We start from the raw sequence: 15,237 nt of genomic DNA on the forward strand, positions 1-15,237 counted from the left end.
GTTTGTCTTCTGGGCAAGCAGGGCTGCTTGTTTAAAATCGAGAGGTGTTTTTTAAAGTTGTGCTAGGAATTCTCGCGTGGTGAGGCAGCGAATTCTATAAAATCACGCAAATACTGAATGTCTTCATCAGTTTCTCGCCGTCCCAGAAAAATCTGCTTTGCAATGCCATTTTTGCCAAGTCTGAGTGGGTAAAGCTCAAAACGTGTGGCGTATTCGTCCACCAGCCAGCGGGGGAGTGCCGCAACCCCCCTGCCATGGGCGACCATGACCAGCATGATATCGGTGGTTTCGATCTGCTTTTGCTGCCGTGGGGCAATGCCCGCAGGTTGAAAGAACTGGGTATAGATATCAAGCCGTTCGGAAGGTACAGGGTAGGTAATCAGTGTTTCACCAGAGAGTTGTTCCGGTGTGACAAACTTCAGGTGCCGCAAAGGGTGCTGGGGGCCGACAACCAGCACCAGTTCATAGTCAAAAACCGGCGTAAATGTCAGTTCTGGCTTATACAGCGGGTCGGGTGTGACTAGGATATCAATCTCGTTACTGAATAACGCCCCGATCCCGCCGAACTGAAACTTCTGCCGTACATCGACATCAACCTTGGGCCAGCGTTCCAGATAGGGCGATACAACTTTTAAAAGCCACTGGTAGCAGGGGTGACATTCCATTCCGATACGCAGCGTGCCGCGCTCGCCATTGCCAAACTGTTCCAGCCGTTTTTCGGCCAGTTCAAACTGCGGGAGCAGCCTGTTGGCCAGCAGCAGCAGCCACTCTCCAGCCTGGGTCAGTACCAGGGAGCGTCCTTCCCGCCGCCAGACTTTGACCCCTAACTGGCTTTCAATTTTGCGAATGGCATGGCTGAGTGCAGGCTGGGTCAGATGCAGGCGCAGCCCGGCGGCAGTTAGGGAGCCCTCACGCGCGACTTCCTGAATGATCTTCAGATGACTGCGCTCTAAAATGCTCATCATGGGCTCCATCAATGCATGGAATTTATATAATCATAAAAACATATCATTTCCGATCATTTTTTAGAAAGCCTATTATGAGAAATCATGACAATTATATTGGAGATTTCTCCATGATCAGGACCAGCCTGTTCTGTTCGCCCGGTATGACTAGGCATGGCCTTGCCGCACGCTCTGTGTGGTGTCGGGGGCGTATGCCTCCGGGTCATTGCATGGTAGAAAACTACTGTCTTACACAAAGCTTTTCCTGTAGTGGCTGAGATGTTTCCAGCCCCACAATCCTGCCTCCTGACAGAACGGTATGGCACCACGCCGCAGCATGAGGGCGCAGGGCCAGCGCTCTCGTTCGAGTTCGTTCCATCACGGACAAAGGCGCAGGAGCAGCGGCTGTGGCAGTGTATCCGCCGTCTGGAGCCTCTTTCACCCCGTTTTGTCTCGGTCACATATGGGGTCGGGGGCACAACACGCACCTCCACCCAGGATACGGTAATGCGTCTGAAGCGGGAGACCACTCTGGCCCCTGCCGCCCATCTGACCTGTGTTGGCGCACCGCGTGAGGCTGTGGATGAGATGGCCCGTAATTACTGGCAGGCGGGTGTCAGGCATATTGTGGCTCTGCGGGGTGACCCACCAGCCGGGCAGGCATACACCCCCCATCCGGGTGGTTATGCCTATGCCAGTGACCTTGTGGCAGGGCTACGCCGGATTGCGGATTTTGAAATTTCAGTAGCGGCGTACCCAGAGACACATCCTGCGGCTATGAGTGCTGCGGCTGATCTGGATAACCTCAAATGCAAGTTTGACGCCGGAGCTACCCGCGCCATTACGCAGTATTTTTTTGACCCCATACTTTATGTGCGTTTTCTGGACCGTTGCCATGCCGCAGGTGTGACCGCGCCGATTGTGCCGGGCCTGATGCCGGTTACCAATTATACTCAGGTGGCACGCTTTTCCGCCGCATGTGGGGTGGATGTGCCCGCGTGGCTGACCCGTTTGTTTGAAGGCACACAAAACAACCGGGAGTTACGCCGCACTCTTGCCTGTGTTGTCATGGCGGAACAGGTGCGCATTTTGCAGGGATATGGGGTTAATGAGTTCCATATCTCGACCCTCAACGCCCCCGAGCCTGCTCACACCATCGCGCATATTCTTGGTGTGCGCCCTATCTGTGCGGGGAAAACAGACTTTTAAAGCCAGCAGGACGACAGACTGCCCGGCGGCGGGGTAAGCCGCCAGGCAAGGCCTGTTGTTGTGTGGTCTTACCCTTGGGCAGACAGTTCCTTGCGGATGATGGCAGCGCCTGCGCTCAAGGCCTGCAGCTTGCCCCGTGCCACATGGCGCGGCAAGGGGGCCATGCCGCAATTGGTGCAGGGGTAGAGCTTGTCAGCATCAACAAACCGCAGTGCCTGACGCAGGGTATTGGCAACGTCTTCTGGCGTTTCAACCGTGTGGGTTGCAACATCAATAGCGCCAACCATCACTTTTTTGCCGCGGATCAGTTCAATCAGATCCATCGGCACGCGCGAGTGCTGGCATTCCAGTGAGATCAGGTCAATATTGGACTTTTGCAGCTTGGGGAAAATTTCCTCATACTGCCGCCATTCGGACCCCAGAGAGTTTTTCCAGTCGATATTGGCCTTGATCCCATAACCATAGCAGATATGGACAGCCGTTTCGCATTTTAGCCCTTCAATGGCTTTTTCCAATGTTGCAATGCCCCAGTCATTCACTTCATCAAAAAAGACATTAAAGGCGGGTTCGTCAAACTGGATGATGTCAACGCCTGCGGCTTCCAGTTCTCTGGCTTCCTGATTGAGAATTTTGGCAAATTCCCAGGCCAGTTTCTCGCGGCTTTTGTAGTGTGCGTCATACAGTGTGTCGATCATGGTCATGGGGCCGGGGAGCGCCCATTTGATCGGTTTTTTGGTAAGGCCGCGTAAAAACTTGGCGTCTTCTACAAAAACGGGTTTTTCGCGTGAGACAGCGCCGACAACTGTGGGCACGCTGGCATCATAACGATTACGAATTTTAACGGTCTGGCGGCTTTCAAAGTCAACGCCGCTTAGGTGTTCGATAAAGGTTGTTACAAAGTGCTGGCGTGTTTGTTCACCATCACTGACAATATCAATGCCTGCACGGTCTTGATCATCCAGCGACAGGCGCAGGGCGTCCTGCTTGCCTTCAATCAAGGCAGCATCCTGCAATTTCCAGGGTGACCAGAGGGTCTCGGCCTGTGCCAGCCAGGAGGGTTTGGGCAGGCTGCCTGCCGTTGATGTAGGGAGTAGTGTTTTCATAAGATACAACCTCGTATTTTTTGTGTCTCAGGCAGCGTATGTGGCAGACCATTCTTCAAGACGGTCCTGATAGGGCGCGATAAAGCTTTCTTGTGTAAACCTGCCCTGTTTAATGGCTAACTGGCTCCGTTCCTCCCGGTCATACACAATCCGGGTGAGCGAATAGTCCTGATGTTTCAGGCTGGGCTGATAGTCTTTTGCCGCTGCGGAATTGGCATTGTAGATTTCCGGACGGTAAACTTTCTGAAAAGACTCCATGGTGCTGATGGCGCTGATCAGCTCCAGGCTTGTATAATCGGCCAGCAGGTCGCCAAAAAAGTAGAATGCCAGCGGCGCAACACTTCGTGCAGGCATGAAGTAGCGTACCTGCATGCCCATTTTGGCAAAATACTGGTCTGTGAGAGAAAACTCGTGCTGCTGATATTCAACCCCCAGGATCGGGTGCTGGTTGTCTGTGCGGTGATAGGTCTTGTTGGTCGAAACGCTCAGGCAGATCACAGGGAGTTTCTGGAATGCCGTTTTATAGGCAGTCGAGTTCAGAAAGCTCTTGAAAAGATTACCATGCAGGTCGCCAAAGTCATGGGGGGCGTTAAACGAGGGCTGGGTTTTGTTGTAGTCCAGCAAAAGAATGCTAAAATCATAATCACGCACGTAAGAGGAGAAGTTGTTGCCGACGGAACCTTCAATACGTGTCTTGGTTTTTTTATCAACAATCGTGGTGTTCAGGATTTCGATCAGCGGGAAGGTATCTGCGCTGTTATCGTTTTCAATCTCGATCTCGGCAGAAATAATCTCGATCTCAACAGAATAGCGATCCCCCGTCGGGTTGTCCCACTGTGCCAGATCATTGAAGCGATTATCAATCATCTTCAGGACATTACGCAGGTTTTCCTGACGGTTTTCACCACGGGCCAGATTGGCAAAATTGGTTGTCAGGCGGGTATTGTCCGAGGGATGATAGGTCTCATCAAAATAAATCCTCTTAATTTTAAAAGAAGAGTCTTTGATCATGGTGGTTTGCCATCCTGTTCTTGAGAGAAGATCATGGCAGAAGGATTGGCGTTATAAAAACGTCCAATTTTCTTTATGATTTTCTCTATCAGAGAGTTCTGTTGTGCGGATCGTCACGCGTTGTTCTTGTTATGCCTGATCAGTTGAGTGAATAAAAATGATTTTATTTCATTAAACCATGAATCTCATTCATGGTCCTGAGTGGCGGGTGCGCGTATCTGGCGGTTGGTGCTGCCAATGGAATGGCGCGGAAAGCATAGGTTATGACTTATGTTTTCCGGGTTATTGCGCAGCCAAAGGTGAACGGGCTTTTTGGGTAGGGCTATAGCCTCTCCCAGCCGGTTCATTGTGGACAGGTTTGCTGCCAGTAGCACGCAGTTCTGTTCTGGGTGGGGCCAGCTAAGGCGGTCAACGTGCTGAGAACTGAACACGCAACTGTCTGGCACAGACGCTGTGTTGTCATGCCGTCTGTTATGTTTGTTTGGTTGTCCGAATGCTGGATGTTTTAGCCATTGGCCAAAACGACAAAAGCCACCTTGCGGTGGCTTTTTGTGTCGCTTCAGAAATCCCGGAGGAAATCTGGAGCGGGCGATGGGATTCGAACCCACGACCCCAACCTTGGCAAGGTTGTGCTCTACCCCTGAGCTACGCCCGCATCGGATGGCCTTCTTCTACGGGTGATGCGGGATGTGCGCAAGAGGAAAAATGCAAAAAATTCAATTTTTCTAATCTTTTCTGGGGCTAGGCGGAAAAAATGGCGGAAAACTGCGACCCTTGCTCGCGCCCCTGCGGCTGGCCACTCATGCCTCCCACCAAAACAGGCTGGTAGGTCATGGTGTTGCGGCCCCGGTAGTGGAGTTTGGGGCATGCAAAAGCTGCGTTACTGGCGCAGCGGCCGGGCAGGCTGCTGCTGGGGCGTATCTTTTGGTATCATGCAGGCATGGTGCCCCCGTCCGGGGGTTGTTGCAGGTTTTCACACAAGGCAGGTGGCGTATGTCCAAGGTTGTTGTTGTTCAGCCCGGCGGTGGGTTCGATCGTGTTGTTATGGAGGAACGCGCCACACCAGCCCCGCAGGCCGGGCAGATTACGGTGCGGCTGCATGCGTCGTCCCTGAACTATCATGACTATGCGGTGGTCAGCGGCATGTGGGGGCCGACCGAGCCGCGCATTCCCATGGCTGACGGCGCGGGGGAAGTGCTGGCTGTGGGTGCGGGCGTGAGCGAGTTTGCTGTGGGGGACAGGGTTGTCAGCACCTTTTTTCCTACATGGCTTGCGGGCACGCCCGAAGTTGTGGGCTTTGCTACCGTGCCGGGTGATGGGGTGGATGGTTACGCCCGGCAGGAGGTCACTGCCGCCGCAACCGCCTTCACCCATGCGCCCGTGGGTTACACCCACGCCCAGGCAGCAACGCTGACCACGGCGGGGCTGACAGCATGGCGCGCCCTGTTTGCCGACGGCCCCTTGCAGCCGGGTGAGACTGTGCTGGTGCAGGGCACGGGCGGGGTCTCGGTCTTTGCCCTGCAATTTGCCAAGCTGGCCGGTGCCACGGTGATTGCGACCTCCTCCAGCGATGAAAAACTGGAACGGATGAAGGCGCTGGGGGCTGACCACCTTATCAACTATCGCACCGACCCGCAGTGGGGGGAGACCGCACTGCGGCTGACAGGTGGGCGGGGTGTTGACCATATTATCGAAGTGGGCGGCCCAGCCACGCTGGAGCAGTCCATGCAGGCCGTGCGGGTGGCGGGGCATATTGCGGTTATTGGTATTCTGGGCGGGGTTGCGACCACATTCCAGTTCGTGCCAGCCCTTGTGCGCCAGATTCGCCTGCAAGGCGTGCTTGTGGGCAGTCGCGCCCAGCAGATTGAAATGATCAGGGGCATCAATGCCAGTGGCCTCAAGCCCGTGGTGGACCGTGCCTTTGCGCTGGACGATCTTGTGGCCGCTTTCCGCTATCAGGAAAGCAACCGCCACTTTGGCAAGATCTGTCTTGAGTTCTGATCACTGACCTGAGGGGGGAGTTCTGCCCCCCGACAAGGGGTGTGATACCCCGCAGGGCTGACTTGTCGTGGCGTGGACTCCAGTCCCCTGCTAAGCAGGGGTATCTGGCAGCAGGCCGATAGCAAGGGAAGCAACGCCATGGCTCCGTCCTCATTCCGATCGCTTTACCATCAGGGGTTTGCCCGTGTTGCGGTCTGCACCGTGCCTGTGGCGCTGGCTGACCCAGCCACCAATGCGGGCAGGATAGGCGATGTCGCGGCGCAATGCGGGCGCGACGGCGCGGTGGTGTGTGTGTTCCCCGAACTGGGGCTGTGTGGCTACTCCATAGAAGACCTTGTCCGGCAGGATGTGCTGCTGGATGCGGTCGAACTGGCGCTGGAAAATCTGGCAGCTGCCACAGCGGAGATGACCCCCATTCTGGTGGTAGGTGCGCCGCTGCGGCACGGCACGGCGCTGTATAACTGCGCGGTTGTGCTGCACCGGGGGCGTATTGTCGGGGCTGTGCCCAAAAGCTACCTGCCCGGCTACCGCGAGTTTTACGAATTCCGGCATTTCACCCCCGGCGTTGCCGTGCGGGGGGAAACCCTGACCCTGCGCGGGCGTGACATTCCCTTTGGCGTGGACCTGCTGTTTGAGGCGCGGGATCTGCCGGGCTTCTGCCTTGGTGTGGAACTGTGCGAGGACCTGTGGGTGCCTGCCCCGCCGTCCACCCAGCAGGCCATGGCGGGGGCCACGGTGCTGGCCAATCTGTCGGCCAGCGATATTACCGTGGGCAAGGCCGAAACACGGGCCATGCTGTGCCGGTCGCAGTCAGCACGCTGTGTTGCGGCCTATCTTTACGCCGCCGCCGGTGAGGGCGAATCGACCACCGATCTGGCGTGGGATGGCCAGACAACCATTTTTGAAAACGGCCAGCTTCTGGCCCAGAGCGAGCGCTTTCCCACAGGGGCCCGCGCTTTGCTGGCCGATATAGACCTGACCCTGCTGCGGCAGGAGCGGCTGAGCATGGGCTCGTTTACCGCCTGCGGGAAGGCGGCAGGGCAGGATGGCTGGCGCAGGATCAGCCTGAGCCTGAACCCTACCCGGCGTGACATTGGGCTGCTGCGGCCCGTATCCCGCTTTCCGTTTGTTCCAGCCGACCCGGCCCGGTTGGAGCAGGATTGTTTTGAGGCTTTTTCCATCCAGGTATCGGCCCTGCGGCAGCGGCTGCTGACCTGTGGGGCGCGGGCCATGGTCATCGGGGTTTCCGGCGGGCTCGACTCCACACACGCGCTGCTTGTGGCGGTGCGTGCGGCGGATGAGCTGGGCTGGCCGCGCACGGCGGTGCGTGGCTACACCATGCCCGGTTTTGGCACGACCGAGAAAACACTGGCCAGTGCGGTGGCCCTGATGGAGCGGCTGGGTATTCATGCCCAGACGCTTGATATCCGCCCCACTGCGCAGGTCATGCTGAAGGAAATGGATCACCCCTTTGCCAGAGGGGAGCCCGTGCATGACATTACCTTTGAGAACGTGCAGGCCGGGCTGCGGACGGACTTCCTGTTCCGGCTGGCCAACCAGCATAACGGGATCGTGATCGGCACGGGCGACCTGTCGGAACTCGCGCTAGGCTGGTGCACCTACGGTGTGGGCGATCAGATGGCCCATTACGGGGTCAACGCGGGTCTGCCCAAGACCCTGATCCAGCATCTTATCCGCTGGTGTATTGCCTCGGGCCATTTCCCCCCGCCTGTGCGTGAGGTGTTGCAGATCGTGCTGGAGACCGAAATCTCGCCCGAGTTGGTGCCTGCGGGGGAGGGGGGTGGCCAGCGGACGGAGGACATCATCGGCCCCTACGCCCTGCACGACTTTGCGCTCTACCATATCCTGCGCCATGGCCTGTCACCGTCCCGCGTGGCCTACATGGCCGAGCACGCTTGGCGGGACGCCACTGTGGGGGACTGGCCCCCGGGCTTTCTGCCGCAGGACAGAAAAGCCTATACTCTGGCCGAAATCCGGCATTGGCTGGGGGTGTTCCTGCGGCGCTTTTTTGCGCTCAGCCAGTTCAAGCGTTCGGCCATGCCCAATGCGCCCAAGGTCATGCCCGGTGGTAGCCTGTCCCCCAGGGGGGACTGGCGTGCGCCCTCGGATGGTAACGCCCGCCTGTGGCTGGCGGAGCTGGAAAACAGCGTGCCGCAGGACTGACACACCCCATGGTGGTGGCCGCAATGGCATTGTCCTGTGTCTTGGGCTATAAGCTGGCCCCATGACAGTATCACGCCAAGCCACCGTGCAGCGCACGACCAGCGAAACCGATATCGCCATTACCCTCAACCTTGATGGGTCGGGGGTTGCCCGCAGTGCAACCGGGATCGGCTTTTTCGACCATATGCTGACAGCCCTTGCCAAGCATGCGCTGTTTGACCTGGACGTAAGCGTGCGTGGTGACCTGCATATTGATGGCCACCATACGGTGGAGGATACAGGCATTGCCCTTGGGCAGGCGCTGCGGCAGGCCTTGGGCGACAAGCGCGGCGTGCGCCGTTTTGGCCATGCGCTGGTCCCGCTGGACGAAGCATTGTGTGAGGCCGTGGTCGACCTTTCTGGCCGCCCGTTCCTGACCTTTAATGCTACCTTTACCCGCGACCGGATCGGGGAGCTGGATACAGAACTGGTGGAGGAGTTTTTTCGTGCCTTTGCCATGTCCGCCATGCTGACCCTGCACCTGAACCAGAAGGCCGGGCACAACTGCCACCATATTGCCGAAGCCGGGTTCAAGGCTCTGGCCCGCGCCCTGCGCATGGCGGTAGAGGCCGACCCACGGGCTGCGGGGGCCATTCCCTCCACCAAGGGTGTCCTGTAAGGTGCAGCGCGCAATCCGGGCGGGCTAGGCGTTCTCCCCTCTGACGGGGTGGCCCCGCTCCGGGCCGGATCAGTCTTTTACGCTGCTGTCCCTGCTGTGTTGTGTGGCGGGTTGGCGGTGTTCCACAGTGCAGACCAGCAAGGGGGTTTTTGTGGCCCAGCCTCTCTCTATCGCCGTTGTTGACTATGAAGGCGGCAACCTTGCCTCCGCCGCCCGGGCCGTGGCCCGCGCGGCTGAACTGTCGGGCGTGGCGGCGTCGGTGGTTATTACCAACCAGGCGGCAGCCGTGCGGCATGCGGACCGTATTATCCTGCCCGGTCAGGGTGCTTTTGCCGACTGTGCACAGGGTCTGGCCGCAACGCCGGGGCTGAAAGACGCCATTATGGAGGCCACGGCGGCGGGCACGCCGTTTCTGGGCATTTGCGTGGGCATGCAGCTTATGGCCCGGCGCGGGCTGGAACACGGTGTGACAGAGGGCTTTGGCTGGATTGAGGGCGATATCATCCCCATGGATGCGCCGGGCCTGCGCCTGCCGCAGATGGGCTGGAACGAGCTTGACCTGCATGCTCCCGCCCACCCGCTGGTGCAGGGGCTGGGGCCAGCACCGCACGGGTATTTTGTACATTCCTACGCACTCGGCCCGACATCGCCTGATGTGCTGGTGGCGACCACGGACTATGGGGGCAGTATTCCGGCCATTGTCTGCCGTGGCAATGTGGCTGGCACACAGTTTCACGTGGAAAAAAGCCAGACGGTGGGCTTGAAGATTCTGGCCAATTTCCTGTCCTGGCAACCGGAAGAGCGGCTCTGATGCCCAAGACCTCGCGCGTTCAGCGTATTCTTGCGCTGGATGAGGACGACCTTCAGGCTTTGTGTGAGGCTGTTGATGCCGCCATCCTTGACGGTGGGGGCTTTGACTGGGTCCAGCCGCAGGGGCGGCAGGTGCTGGAGCGGTATTTCCGTGGCCTGCTGCTGGTGCCCGAGCGCATGCTGTTTGCCGTGCGCCAGCAGGGGCTTATTGTCGGCTGTGCGCAGCTTGTCCGCGCCCCGCGCAATAACGAGCTCCAGGCCATGTGTGTGACTCTGGCGCACCTGTTCGTGGCCCCCTATGCGCGTCGCAAGGGGCTGGGGGCGCTCTTGTTGCAGGAAGTGGAAAGTGCCGCCCGCAACATGGGCTTCCGGGTCATGAATGTGGATGTGGCCGAAAACCGCCATGCCGCCATAGGCCTGTTCCGCCGGGCGGAGTTTCTGCACTGGGGGTCGCACCCGTTTTACGCCCGTACGGCCGATGGTATTCTGCCGGGGCTGTATTTTACCAAGAACCTGGACGACACCCCGCCGTTTCGGGCTGACCAGCCCAGAACCCAGCCATAAAGCCGGTTTTACGCCATGACGATTCCTTCGCGCTCCCTGACCCTCTATCCCGCAATCGACCTTAAGGACGGTGCCTGCGTGCGCCTGCGCCGGGGCGAAATGGACGATGCCACCGTCTATTCCGACAACCCCGGTGCCCAGGCCAAGGCCTGGCAGGACGCCGGGTTCCGCTGGCTGCATGTGGTGGACCTGAACGGCGCTTTCGCGGGCCAGTCCGAGAATGCTCAGGCCGTGCGCGCTATTGTCGAGGCAGCAGATGTGCCCGTGCAGCTTGGCGGTGGCCTGCGCGACATGCAGGGTATTGCGGCTTGGCTGGAGGCGGGCATTACCCGCGTCATTCTGGGCTCTGTCGCGGTCAAGAACCCCGCCCTTGTGCGTGAGGTCTGCCGTGCCTTCCCCGGCCGGGTTGTCGCCGGGATCGACGCCCGCTCTGGCCTGGTGGCGACAGAAGGCTGGGCCGAGGTCTCGGACATGCAGGCAACCGACCTTGCCCTGCGGATGCAGGACGCAGGGGTTGCGGCCATTATCTTTACCGAAATCAGCCGCGACGGCATGCTCGAGGGGCTGGATATTGACCAGACAGTGGCACTGGCCAATGCGGTGTCGGTGCCGGTTATTGCCAGCGGTGGCGTGGGCGGGGTGGAGCATCTGGCCGCCCTGCGTGACGCCGCCCGCGATGCACCGGGGATCGAAGGAGTGATTGTCGGCCGGGCGCTGTATGATGGCCGTGTCTCCCCGGCGGAAGCCTTGCGGGTGTTAAGCTCATGCTGAAGCTGCGGGTTATCCCCTGTCTGGATGTCAAGAACGGGCGGGTTGTCAAAGGGGTCAACTTTGTCTCTCTGCGGGATGCGGGCGACCCGGTGGAACAGGCTGCGGTGTATGACGCCGCAGGCGCGGACGAGCTGACCTTTCTGGACATCACCGCCAGTAATGAAAACCGCGATACCATTCTGGATGTGGTCAGCCGCACGGCCGAGCGTATTTTCCTGCCGCTGACAGTGGGCGGGGGCGTGCGCACGACGGATGACATGCGCCGCCTGCTGCTGGCCGGGGCTGACAAATGCGCCATGAACTCGGCTGCCGTCTCCCGCCCCGAACTGGTGAATGAGGCCGCCCGTAAATTTGGCAGCCAGTGTGTGGTTGTGGCGGTGGACGTGCGACAGGCCGCCCCAGGCCGGTGGGAGGTGTATACTCACGGTGGCCGCACAGCCACCGGGCGTGATGCGCTGGACTGGTGCCGGGAAGTAGCCGAGCGGGGCGCGGGGGAAATCCTGCTGACCTCCATGGACCGTGACGGCACCGGCTCCGGGTTTGACCTGGGGCTGCTGCGCTCGGTTACGGCGGCGGTGCGCCTGCCCGTTGTGGCCTCGGGCGGTGTTGGCGCGCTTGAACATTTTGTGGAAGGGGCCGCCGCCGGGGCCAGTGGCCTGCTGGCGGCCAGTGTCTTCCACTTTGGCCAGTTTTCCATTCCGCAGGTCAAGGCGGCGCTGGCCGATGCTGGCTTGCCTGTACGGCCCTCTCCCGCTCCCTTTCAGGTTGGTTGATGTCCATGATCAAGAAAGTCCCCTCCAAGGCTCCCAAATCCCGCAAGGGCAAGGCCACGCAGGACACGCCCGAACGGGCCACCGTGGCCGAGGCCGCAGCCATGGCGGCTGACAGCAGCGTGCTGGAACGGCTGTATGAGGTCGTGCAAAGCCGTAAGGGAACCGACCCGACTGTCAGCCATTCTGCCCGCCTGCTGTCACGCGGGACATCCAAGATCGCCCAGAAGTTTGGCGAAGAAGCGGTGGAATGCCTGATCGAGGCCGTGGCAGGCCGCCGCACCCTGCTGGTGGGGGAAAGTGCCGACGTGCTTTACCACCTGATCGTCCTGTGGGTAGATGCGGGGATCACGCCTGAGGATGTCTGGGCCGAACTGCGCCGCCGTGAAGGCACAAGCGGTATTGCCGAAAAGGCATCCCGGCCCCGCCCGGCAGACAGCGAGAAAGTGTGAACGCCATGGTTGTGAACGGAAAAGGCCCCTACGACTCGCAGAACATTTTTGCCAAGATTCTGCGTGGCGAAATTCCCTGCGCCAAGGTTTTTGAAAACGACTGGGTGCTGGCGTTTAACGACATCGCCCCCAAAGCCCCTGTGCATGTGCTGATTATTCCGCGCAATGCGTACGTGTCCTTCATGGACTTCAGCAGCACCGCCCCGGCGGAGGAAATTGCTGGCGTTATGCAGGCCGCGGGGGAAGTGGCCCGCCACATGGGGCTGGAAGAAAACGGCTACCGGCTGATTACCAACGCCGGGCGCGACAGCGGGCAGGAAGTCCCGCACTTTCACCTGCATCTACTGGGCGGCAAGGCGCTTCCGGCCTTCCCGATCTGAACACAACGGCAGGCGGGCAGGGCTTGCCCCAAGCCTGCCAGCCCTTGGGGGAATACTCTGTCATGAACGCCATGGACCAGCTTCTTTCCCGCGTTTCTACCGACCGCCTGCACGAGCCAGCCCCTACGGCTGCCCAGCTTGAGCAATGCGTGGCCGCAGCCCTGCGTGCGCCTGACCACGGCTACCTGCGGCCTTGGCGCTATGGCGTGGTCACGGGTGAGGCCCGCGCCCAGTTGGCCGAGCGTGTGGTGGCCAGCCTGCTGCGGGTGGACCCGGCAGCCCCCCAGGCTGCGCAGGACAAGCGGCGGCAGCGTTTTTCTACCATGCCCATGACCCTTGTGCTGGGCATGCGCCTGCGGCCTGACCACAAGATTCCGGTGTGGGAGCAGGAAATGACGGTCGCCGCCGGGGTCATGAACCTGCTGAACGCCCTGCACGCTCAGGGCTTTGGGGCCATCTGGGTGTCAGGCCCCCCGGCGCAGGACCCCGTTCTGGCTGCCGAACTGGGCTTTGCCGCCCCTGACAGGCTGGCCGGTTTTGTGTTTGTGGGCACGCCGGAAACACCGCTGCCTGCCCACCCCCGGCCCGATGCCACCTCGGTCATGGCCGACTGGCAGGGGGGGCCGCTGTCCTTTGCGGCAGATAGGGGGTAAGGCAGCCATGACAGCAGTAACGCATGCAGATGTCGCCATTATCGGGGGTGGGCCTGTAGGCCTGTCCACAGCGCTGCTGATGGCGCGTGCTGGCCTGCGTGTCAGCGTGCTGGAACGGGCCGAGCAGAGGAATTGGGAAGAACCCGGTTTTGACGGGCGTGAAATTGCGCTCACCCACCACTCTGTCCGCATCCTGCAAGACGCGGGCGCGTGGGATTTCATACCCCCCGTGGCCATATGCCCGTTGAAGGAAGCACGGATTGAAACCGGCAGTTTCCGCCATCCTCTGCGGTTTGATACGCAGGGGCATGGGGTGGAGGCTCTGGGCTGGCTGGTTTCCAACAGTCTTATCCGGCGCGCCCTGTTTGCGGCTGCCAGCGTGCAGGACGGCATAACCCTGCTGCCGCGCACGGAGGTCAGCACCATCCGTCAGGGGCAGGATTACGCGGCGGTGCATCACTCCGGCGGCCAGTTGCATGCCCGGCTGGTTGTAGCAGCGGATGGCCGGTTTTCGCCCACGCGGCGCAGGGCGGGTATTGGGGCCATTGTCCATGACTTTGGCAGGACCATGCTGGTCTGCCGCATGGCCCATGAGTCCCACCACCATAACGTCGCGCTGCAATGGTTTGACGAGGGCCAGACTATTGCGCTGCTGCCGGTCAACGGCATGGCGTCGTCCCTGGTGCTGACGTTGCCGGATGCGCAAATCCGCGAGATGCTGGCCATGCCGCGTGATGCCTTTAATGCCGAAGTCACCCGCCGTGTGGGGGGCAGGCTGGGGGCAATGCGCCTTGTCAGCACCCGGCATGCCTATCCGCTCAAGGGCGTGTATGCGCACCGCTTTACAGCGCGCCGCATGGCGCTGGTGGGGGATGCTGCGGTGGGTATGCACCCCATTACGGCGCATGGTTTTAACCTTGGCCTTAAAGGGCAGGAAACCCTTGTGCAGTCCGTTGTTGCCGCTATGGCCCGTGGGGGAGATGCGGGTGATGCCTCCGGCCTGCGCCGTTTTGAGCGCCAGCACCGCTTGGCTACAGCCCCGTTGTTTGCGGGTACGAATGGCATTGCAACACTGTACACACATGATGGCCCGCCTTTCCGCCAGATGCGGCAGGCCTGCCTGCGGCTGGCAGATGGTTTCAGCCCGTTCAAAAAAGCTGTGACAGCCCTTCTGATGGACCGTCAGCCTACACCGTCGGTCTGAACTGGCGGCGTGGTGGCACTGGCATGGAGTTCGCGCTCCAGCCAGACGGCCAGCACCGCCAGCACATACTGCTGCTGGGTCTCGGTCAGGGCCGTGCCTTTGCTCATGCTGTGCCATTTTTCCAGACACGAGCGGCAGCAGGTGCCGGTGGCATGCTGGGCCACAAAAACCGGGTGGCCTTTCCAGGGTGTCTGTCGGCCATCGCGCGTAGGGGCTGCGGGGGCCAGACGGCGGTTAATAAAGCCCCGCCCATGCTCCAGCACGGCTGGCAGGCCCTTGTCGCGCAGATAGGCCATGTCCTGTGCATTGAGATGAAAGCGGCTGCGAAAGGCTGATCGGCTCAGTTTTTGCCAAAGCGCGTCAGCAATATCAGCCTTGGGCAGCGGCTGCGGGAACAGGTCACCCTGAGTCGTGGTCATGCCCGTACTATGGCCCTCTGGCAGGTTTTTTCCACCCCGCAGGGGGCATGGATGGTGTGCTCCCCACAAGCCTTGCAGCCGGACAGTGTGTGGCAGGAGGTGGG

14 protein-coding genes, 1 tRNA gene and 1 pseudogene are annotated in these 15,237 nt (G+C 60.2%); 11 read left to right on the forward strand and 5 right to left on the reverse strand.

Features of this window, described 5'->3' with window-relative positions; genetic code table 11:
* Positions 1 to 62: 62 nt before the first annotated feature.
* The gene (locus tag FLP30_RS06290) at positions 63 to 962 is read right to left on the reverse strand and encodes a LysR family transcriptional regulator (RefSeq protein WP_149280263.1); all 900 of its coding nucleotides are present in this window, start codon (positions 960 to 962) and stop codon (positions 63 to 65) included.
* A 261-nt stretch (positions 963 to 1,223) separates the two neighbouring features.
* Here FLP30_RS06290 and metF point away from each other — a divergent pair, with 261 nt between their 5' ends.
* On the forward strand, positions 1,224 to 2,153 hold the full coding sequence (gene metF, locus FLP30_RS06295; protein WP_149280264.1) for a methylenetetrahydrofolate reductase [NAD(P)H]: 930 nt from the start codon (positions 1,224 to 1,226) through the stop codon (positions 2,151 to 2,153).
* 68 nt (positions 2,154 to 2,221) lie between these two features.
* Here the strand turns inward: metF and FLP30_RS06300 are convergent, their stop codons facing one another.
* The 3 genes from FLP30_RS06300 to FLP30_RS06310 all read right to left on the reverse strand — a co-directional run bounded on the left by FLP30_RS06300 (position 2,222) and on the right by FLP30_RS06310 (position 4,922).
* Complete coding sequence (locus FLP30_RS06300) at positions 2,222 to 3,256, reverse strand: methionine synthase (RefSeq protein ID WP_149279057.1); 1,035 nt, start codon at positions 3,254 to 3,256, stop codon at positions 2,222 to 2,224.
* A gap of 27 nt (positions 3,257 to 3,283) precedes the next feature.
* Positions 3,284 to 4,267: a DUF1852 domain-containing protein gene (locus FLP30_RS06305; protein ID WP_149279058.1), complete on the reverse strand. Its 984-nt coding sequence runs from the start codon at positions 4,265 to 4,267 to the stop codon at positions 3,284 to 3,286.
* Positions 4,268 to 4,847: 580 nt separating this feature from the next.
* A tRNA-Gly gene (locus tag FLP30_RS06310) sits at positions 4,848 to 4,922 on the reverse strand.
* A 338-nt stretch (positions 4,923 to 5,260) separates the two neighbouring features.
* On the opposite strand from FLP30_RS06310, the gene FLP30_RS06315 reads away from it, so the two are divergent.
* From FLP30_RS06315 to ubiM, 10 genes and pseudogenes are all read left to right on the forward strand, one after another.
* Positions 5,261 to 6,268 carry a zinc-dependent alcohol dehydrogenase family protein gene (locus FLP30_RS06315; protein WP_149279059.1) on the forward strand — a complete coding sequence of 336 codons (1,008 nt, stop codon included), beginning with the start codon at positions 5,261 to 5,263 and terminating at the stop codon, positions 6,266 to 6,268.
* 138 nt (positions 6,269 to 6,406) lie between these two features.
* On the forward strand, positions 6,407 to 8,452 hold the full coding sequence (locus FLP30_RS06320; RefSeq protein WP_149279060.1) for an NAD(+) synthase: 2,046 nt from the start codon (positions 6,407 to 6,409) through the stop codon (positions 8,450 to 8,452).
* 61 nt (positions 8,453 to 8,513) lie between these two features.
* Positions 8,514 to 9,110, forward strand: coding sequence for an imidazoleglycerol-phosphate dehydratase HisB (gene hisB / locus FLP30_RS06325; RefSeq protein WP_149279061.1), 597 nt, complete (start codon positions 8,514 to 8,516; stop codon positions 9,108 to 9,110).
* Between the two features lie 151 nt (positions 9,111 to 9,261).
* Positions 9,262 to 9,921: an imidazole glycerol phosphate synthase subunit HisH gene (gene hisH / locus FLP30_RS06330; RefSeq protein WP_149280265.1), complete on the forward strand. Its 660-nt coding sequence runs from the start codon at positions 9,262 to 9,264 to the stop codon at positions 9,919 to 9,921.
* Positions 9,921 to 11,255 (forward strand): annotated as a pseudogene (gene hisA / locus FLP30_RS06335) (1-(5-phosphoribosyl)-5-[(5-phosphoribosylamino)methylideneamino]imidazole-4-carboxamide isomerase). Before hisH ends, hisA begins: the two are co-directional and overlap by 1 nt.
* A complete protein-coding gene (hisF, locus tag FLP30_RS06340) occupies positions 11,249 to 12,028 on the forward strand; it encodes an imidazole glycerol phosphate synthase subunit HisF (RefSeq protein WP_149279062.1) in 780 nt (259 codons plus the stop codon). Before hisA ends, hisF begins: the two are co-directional and overlap by 7 nt.
* Before the next feature lie 5 nt (positions 12,029 to 12,033).
* The gene (locus tag FLP30_RS06345; RefSeq protein ID WP_149279063.1) at positions 12,034 to 12,477 is read left to right on the forward strand and encodes a phosphoribosyl-ATP diphosphatase; all 444 of its coding nucleotides are present in this window, start codon (positions 12,034 to 12,036) and stop codon (positions 12,475 to 12,477) included.
* A gap of 5 nt (positions 12,478 to 12,482) precedes the next feature.
* A complete protein-coding gene (locus FLP30_RS06350; RefSeq protein ID WP_149279064.1) occupies positions 12,483 to 12,857 on the forward strand; it encodes a histidine triad nucleotide-binding protein in 375 nt (124 codons plus the stop codon).
* 62 nt (positions 12,858 to 12,919) lie between these two features.
* Entirely contained in the window at positions 12,920 to 13,510 is a 591-nt protein-coding gene (locus FLP30_RS06355) for a nitroreductase family protein (RefSeq protein ID WP_149280266.1), read from the forward strand.
* A 7-nt stretch (positions 13,511 to 13,517) separates the two neighbouring features.
* Positions 13,518 to 14,714, forward strand: coding sequence for a 5-demethoxyubiquinol-8 5-hydroxylase UbiM (gene ubiM / locus FLP30_RS06360; protein WP_149279065.1), 1,197 nt, complete (start codon positions 13,518 to 13,520; stop codon positions 14,712 to 14,714).
* Here the strand turns inward: ubiM and FLP30_RS06365 are convergent.
* Entirely contained in the window at positions 14,693 to 15,133 is a 441-nt protein-coding gene (locus FLP30_RS06365; RefSeq protein WP_149279066.1) for a DUF4186 domain-containing protein, read from the reverse strand. The two genes, ubiM and FLP30_RS06365, sit on opposite strands and share 22 nt — an antisense overlap.
* Between the last annotated feature and the right edge of the window lie 104 nt (positions 15,134 to 15,237).

Origin of the sequence: Acetobacter vaccinii, from assembly GCF_008365315.1 — a bacterium.
Lineage (GTDB): Bacteria > Pseudomonadota > Alphaproteobacteria > Acetobacterales > Acetobacteraceae > Acetobacter > Acetobacter vaccinii.

Bases quoted from the DNA above. Each gene is read 5' to 3' on its own strand.
- FLP30_RS06290 (WP_149280263.1), bottom strand. From the start codon at position 962: ATGAGCATTTTAGAGCGCAGTCATCTGAAGATCATTCAGGAAGTCGCG.
- metF (WP_149280264.1), top strand. From the start codon at position 1,224: ATGTTTCCAGCCCCACAATCCTGCCTCCTGACAGAACGGTATGGCACC.
- FLP30_RS06300 (WP_149279057.1), bottom strand. From the start codon at position 3,256: ATGAAAACACTACTCCCTACATCAACGGCAGGCAGCCTGCCCAAACCC.
- FLP30_RS06305 (WP_149279058.1), bottom strand. From the start codon at position 4,267: ATGATCAAAGACTCTTCTTTTAAAATTAAGAGGATTTATTTTGATGAG.
- FLP30_RS06315 (WP_149279059.1), top strand. From the start codon at position 5,261: ATGTCCAAGGTTGTTGTTGTTCAGCCCGGCGGTGGGTTCGATCGTGTT.
- FLP30_RS06320 (WP_149279060.1), top strand. From the start codon at position 6,407: ATGGCTCCGTCCTCATTCCGATCGCTTTACCATCAGGGGTTTGCCCGT.
- hisB (WP_149279061.1), top strand. From the start codon at position 8,514: ATGACAGTATCACGCCAAGCCACCGTGCAGCGCACGACCAGCGAAACC.
- hisF (WP_149279062.1), top strand. From the start codon at position 11,249: ATGCTGAAGCTGCGGGTTATCCCCTGTCTGGATGTCAAGAACGGGCGG.
- FLP30_RS06345 (WP_149279063.1), top strand. From the start codon at position 12,034: ATGATCAAGAAAGTCCCCTCCAAGGCTCCCAAATCCCGCAAGGGCAAG.
- FLP30_RS06350 (WP_149279064.1), top strand. From the start codon at position 12,483: ATGGTTGTGAACGGAAAAGGCCCCTACGACTCGCAGAACATTTTTGCC.
- FLP30_RS06355 (WP_149280266.1), top strand. From the start codon at position 12,920: ATGAACGCCATGGACCAGCTTCTTTCCCGCGTTTCTACCGACCGCCTG.
- ubiM (WP_149279065.1), top strand. From the start codon at position 13,518: ATGACAGCAGTAACGCATGCAGATGTCGCCATTATCGGGGGTGGGCCT.
- FLP30_RS06365 (WP_149279066.1), bottom strand. From the start codon at position 15,133: ATGACCACGACTCAGGGTGACCTGTTCCCGCAGCCGCTGCCCAAGGCT.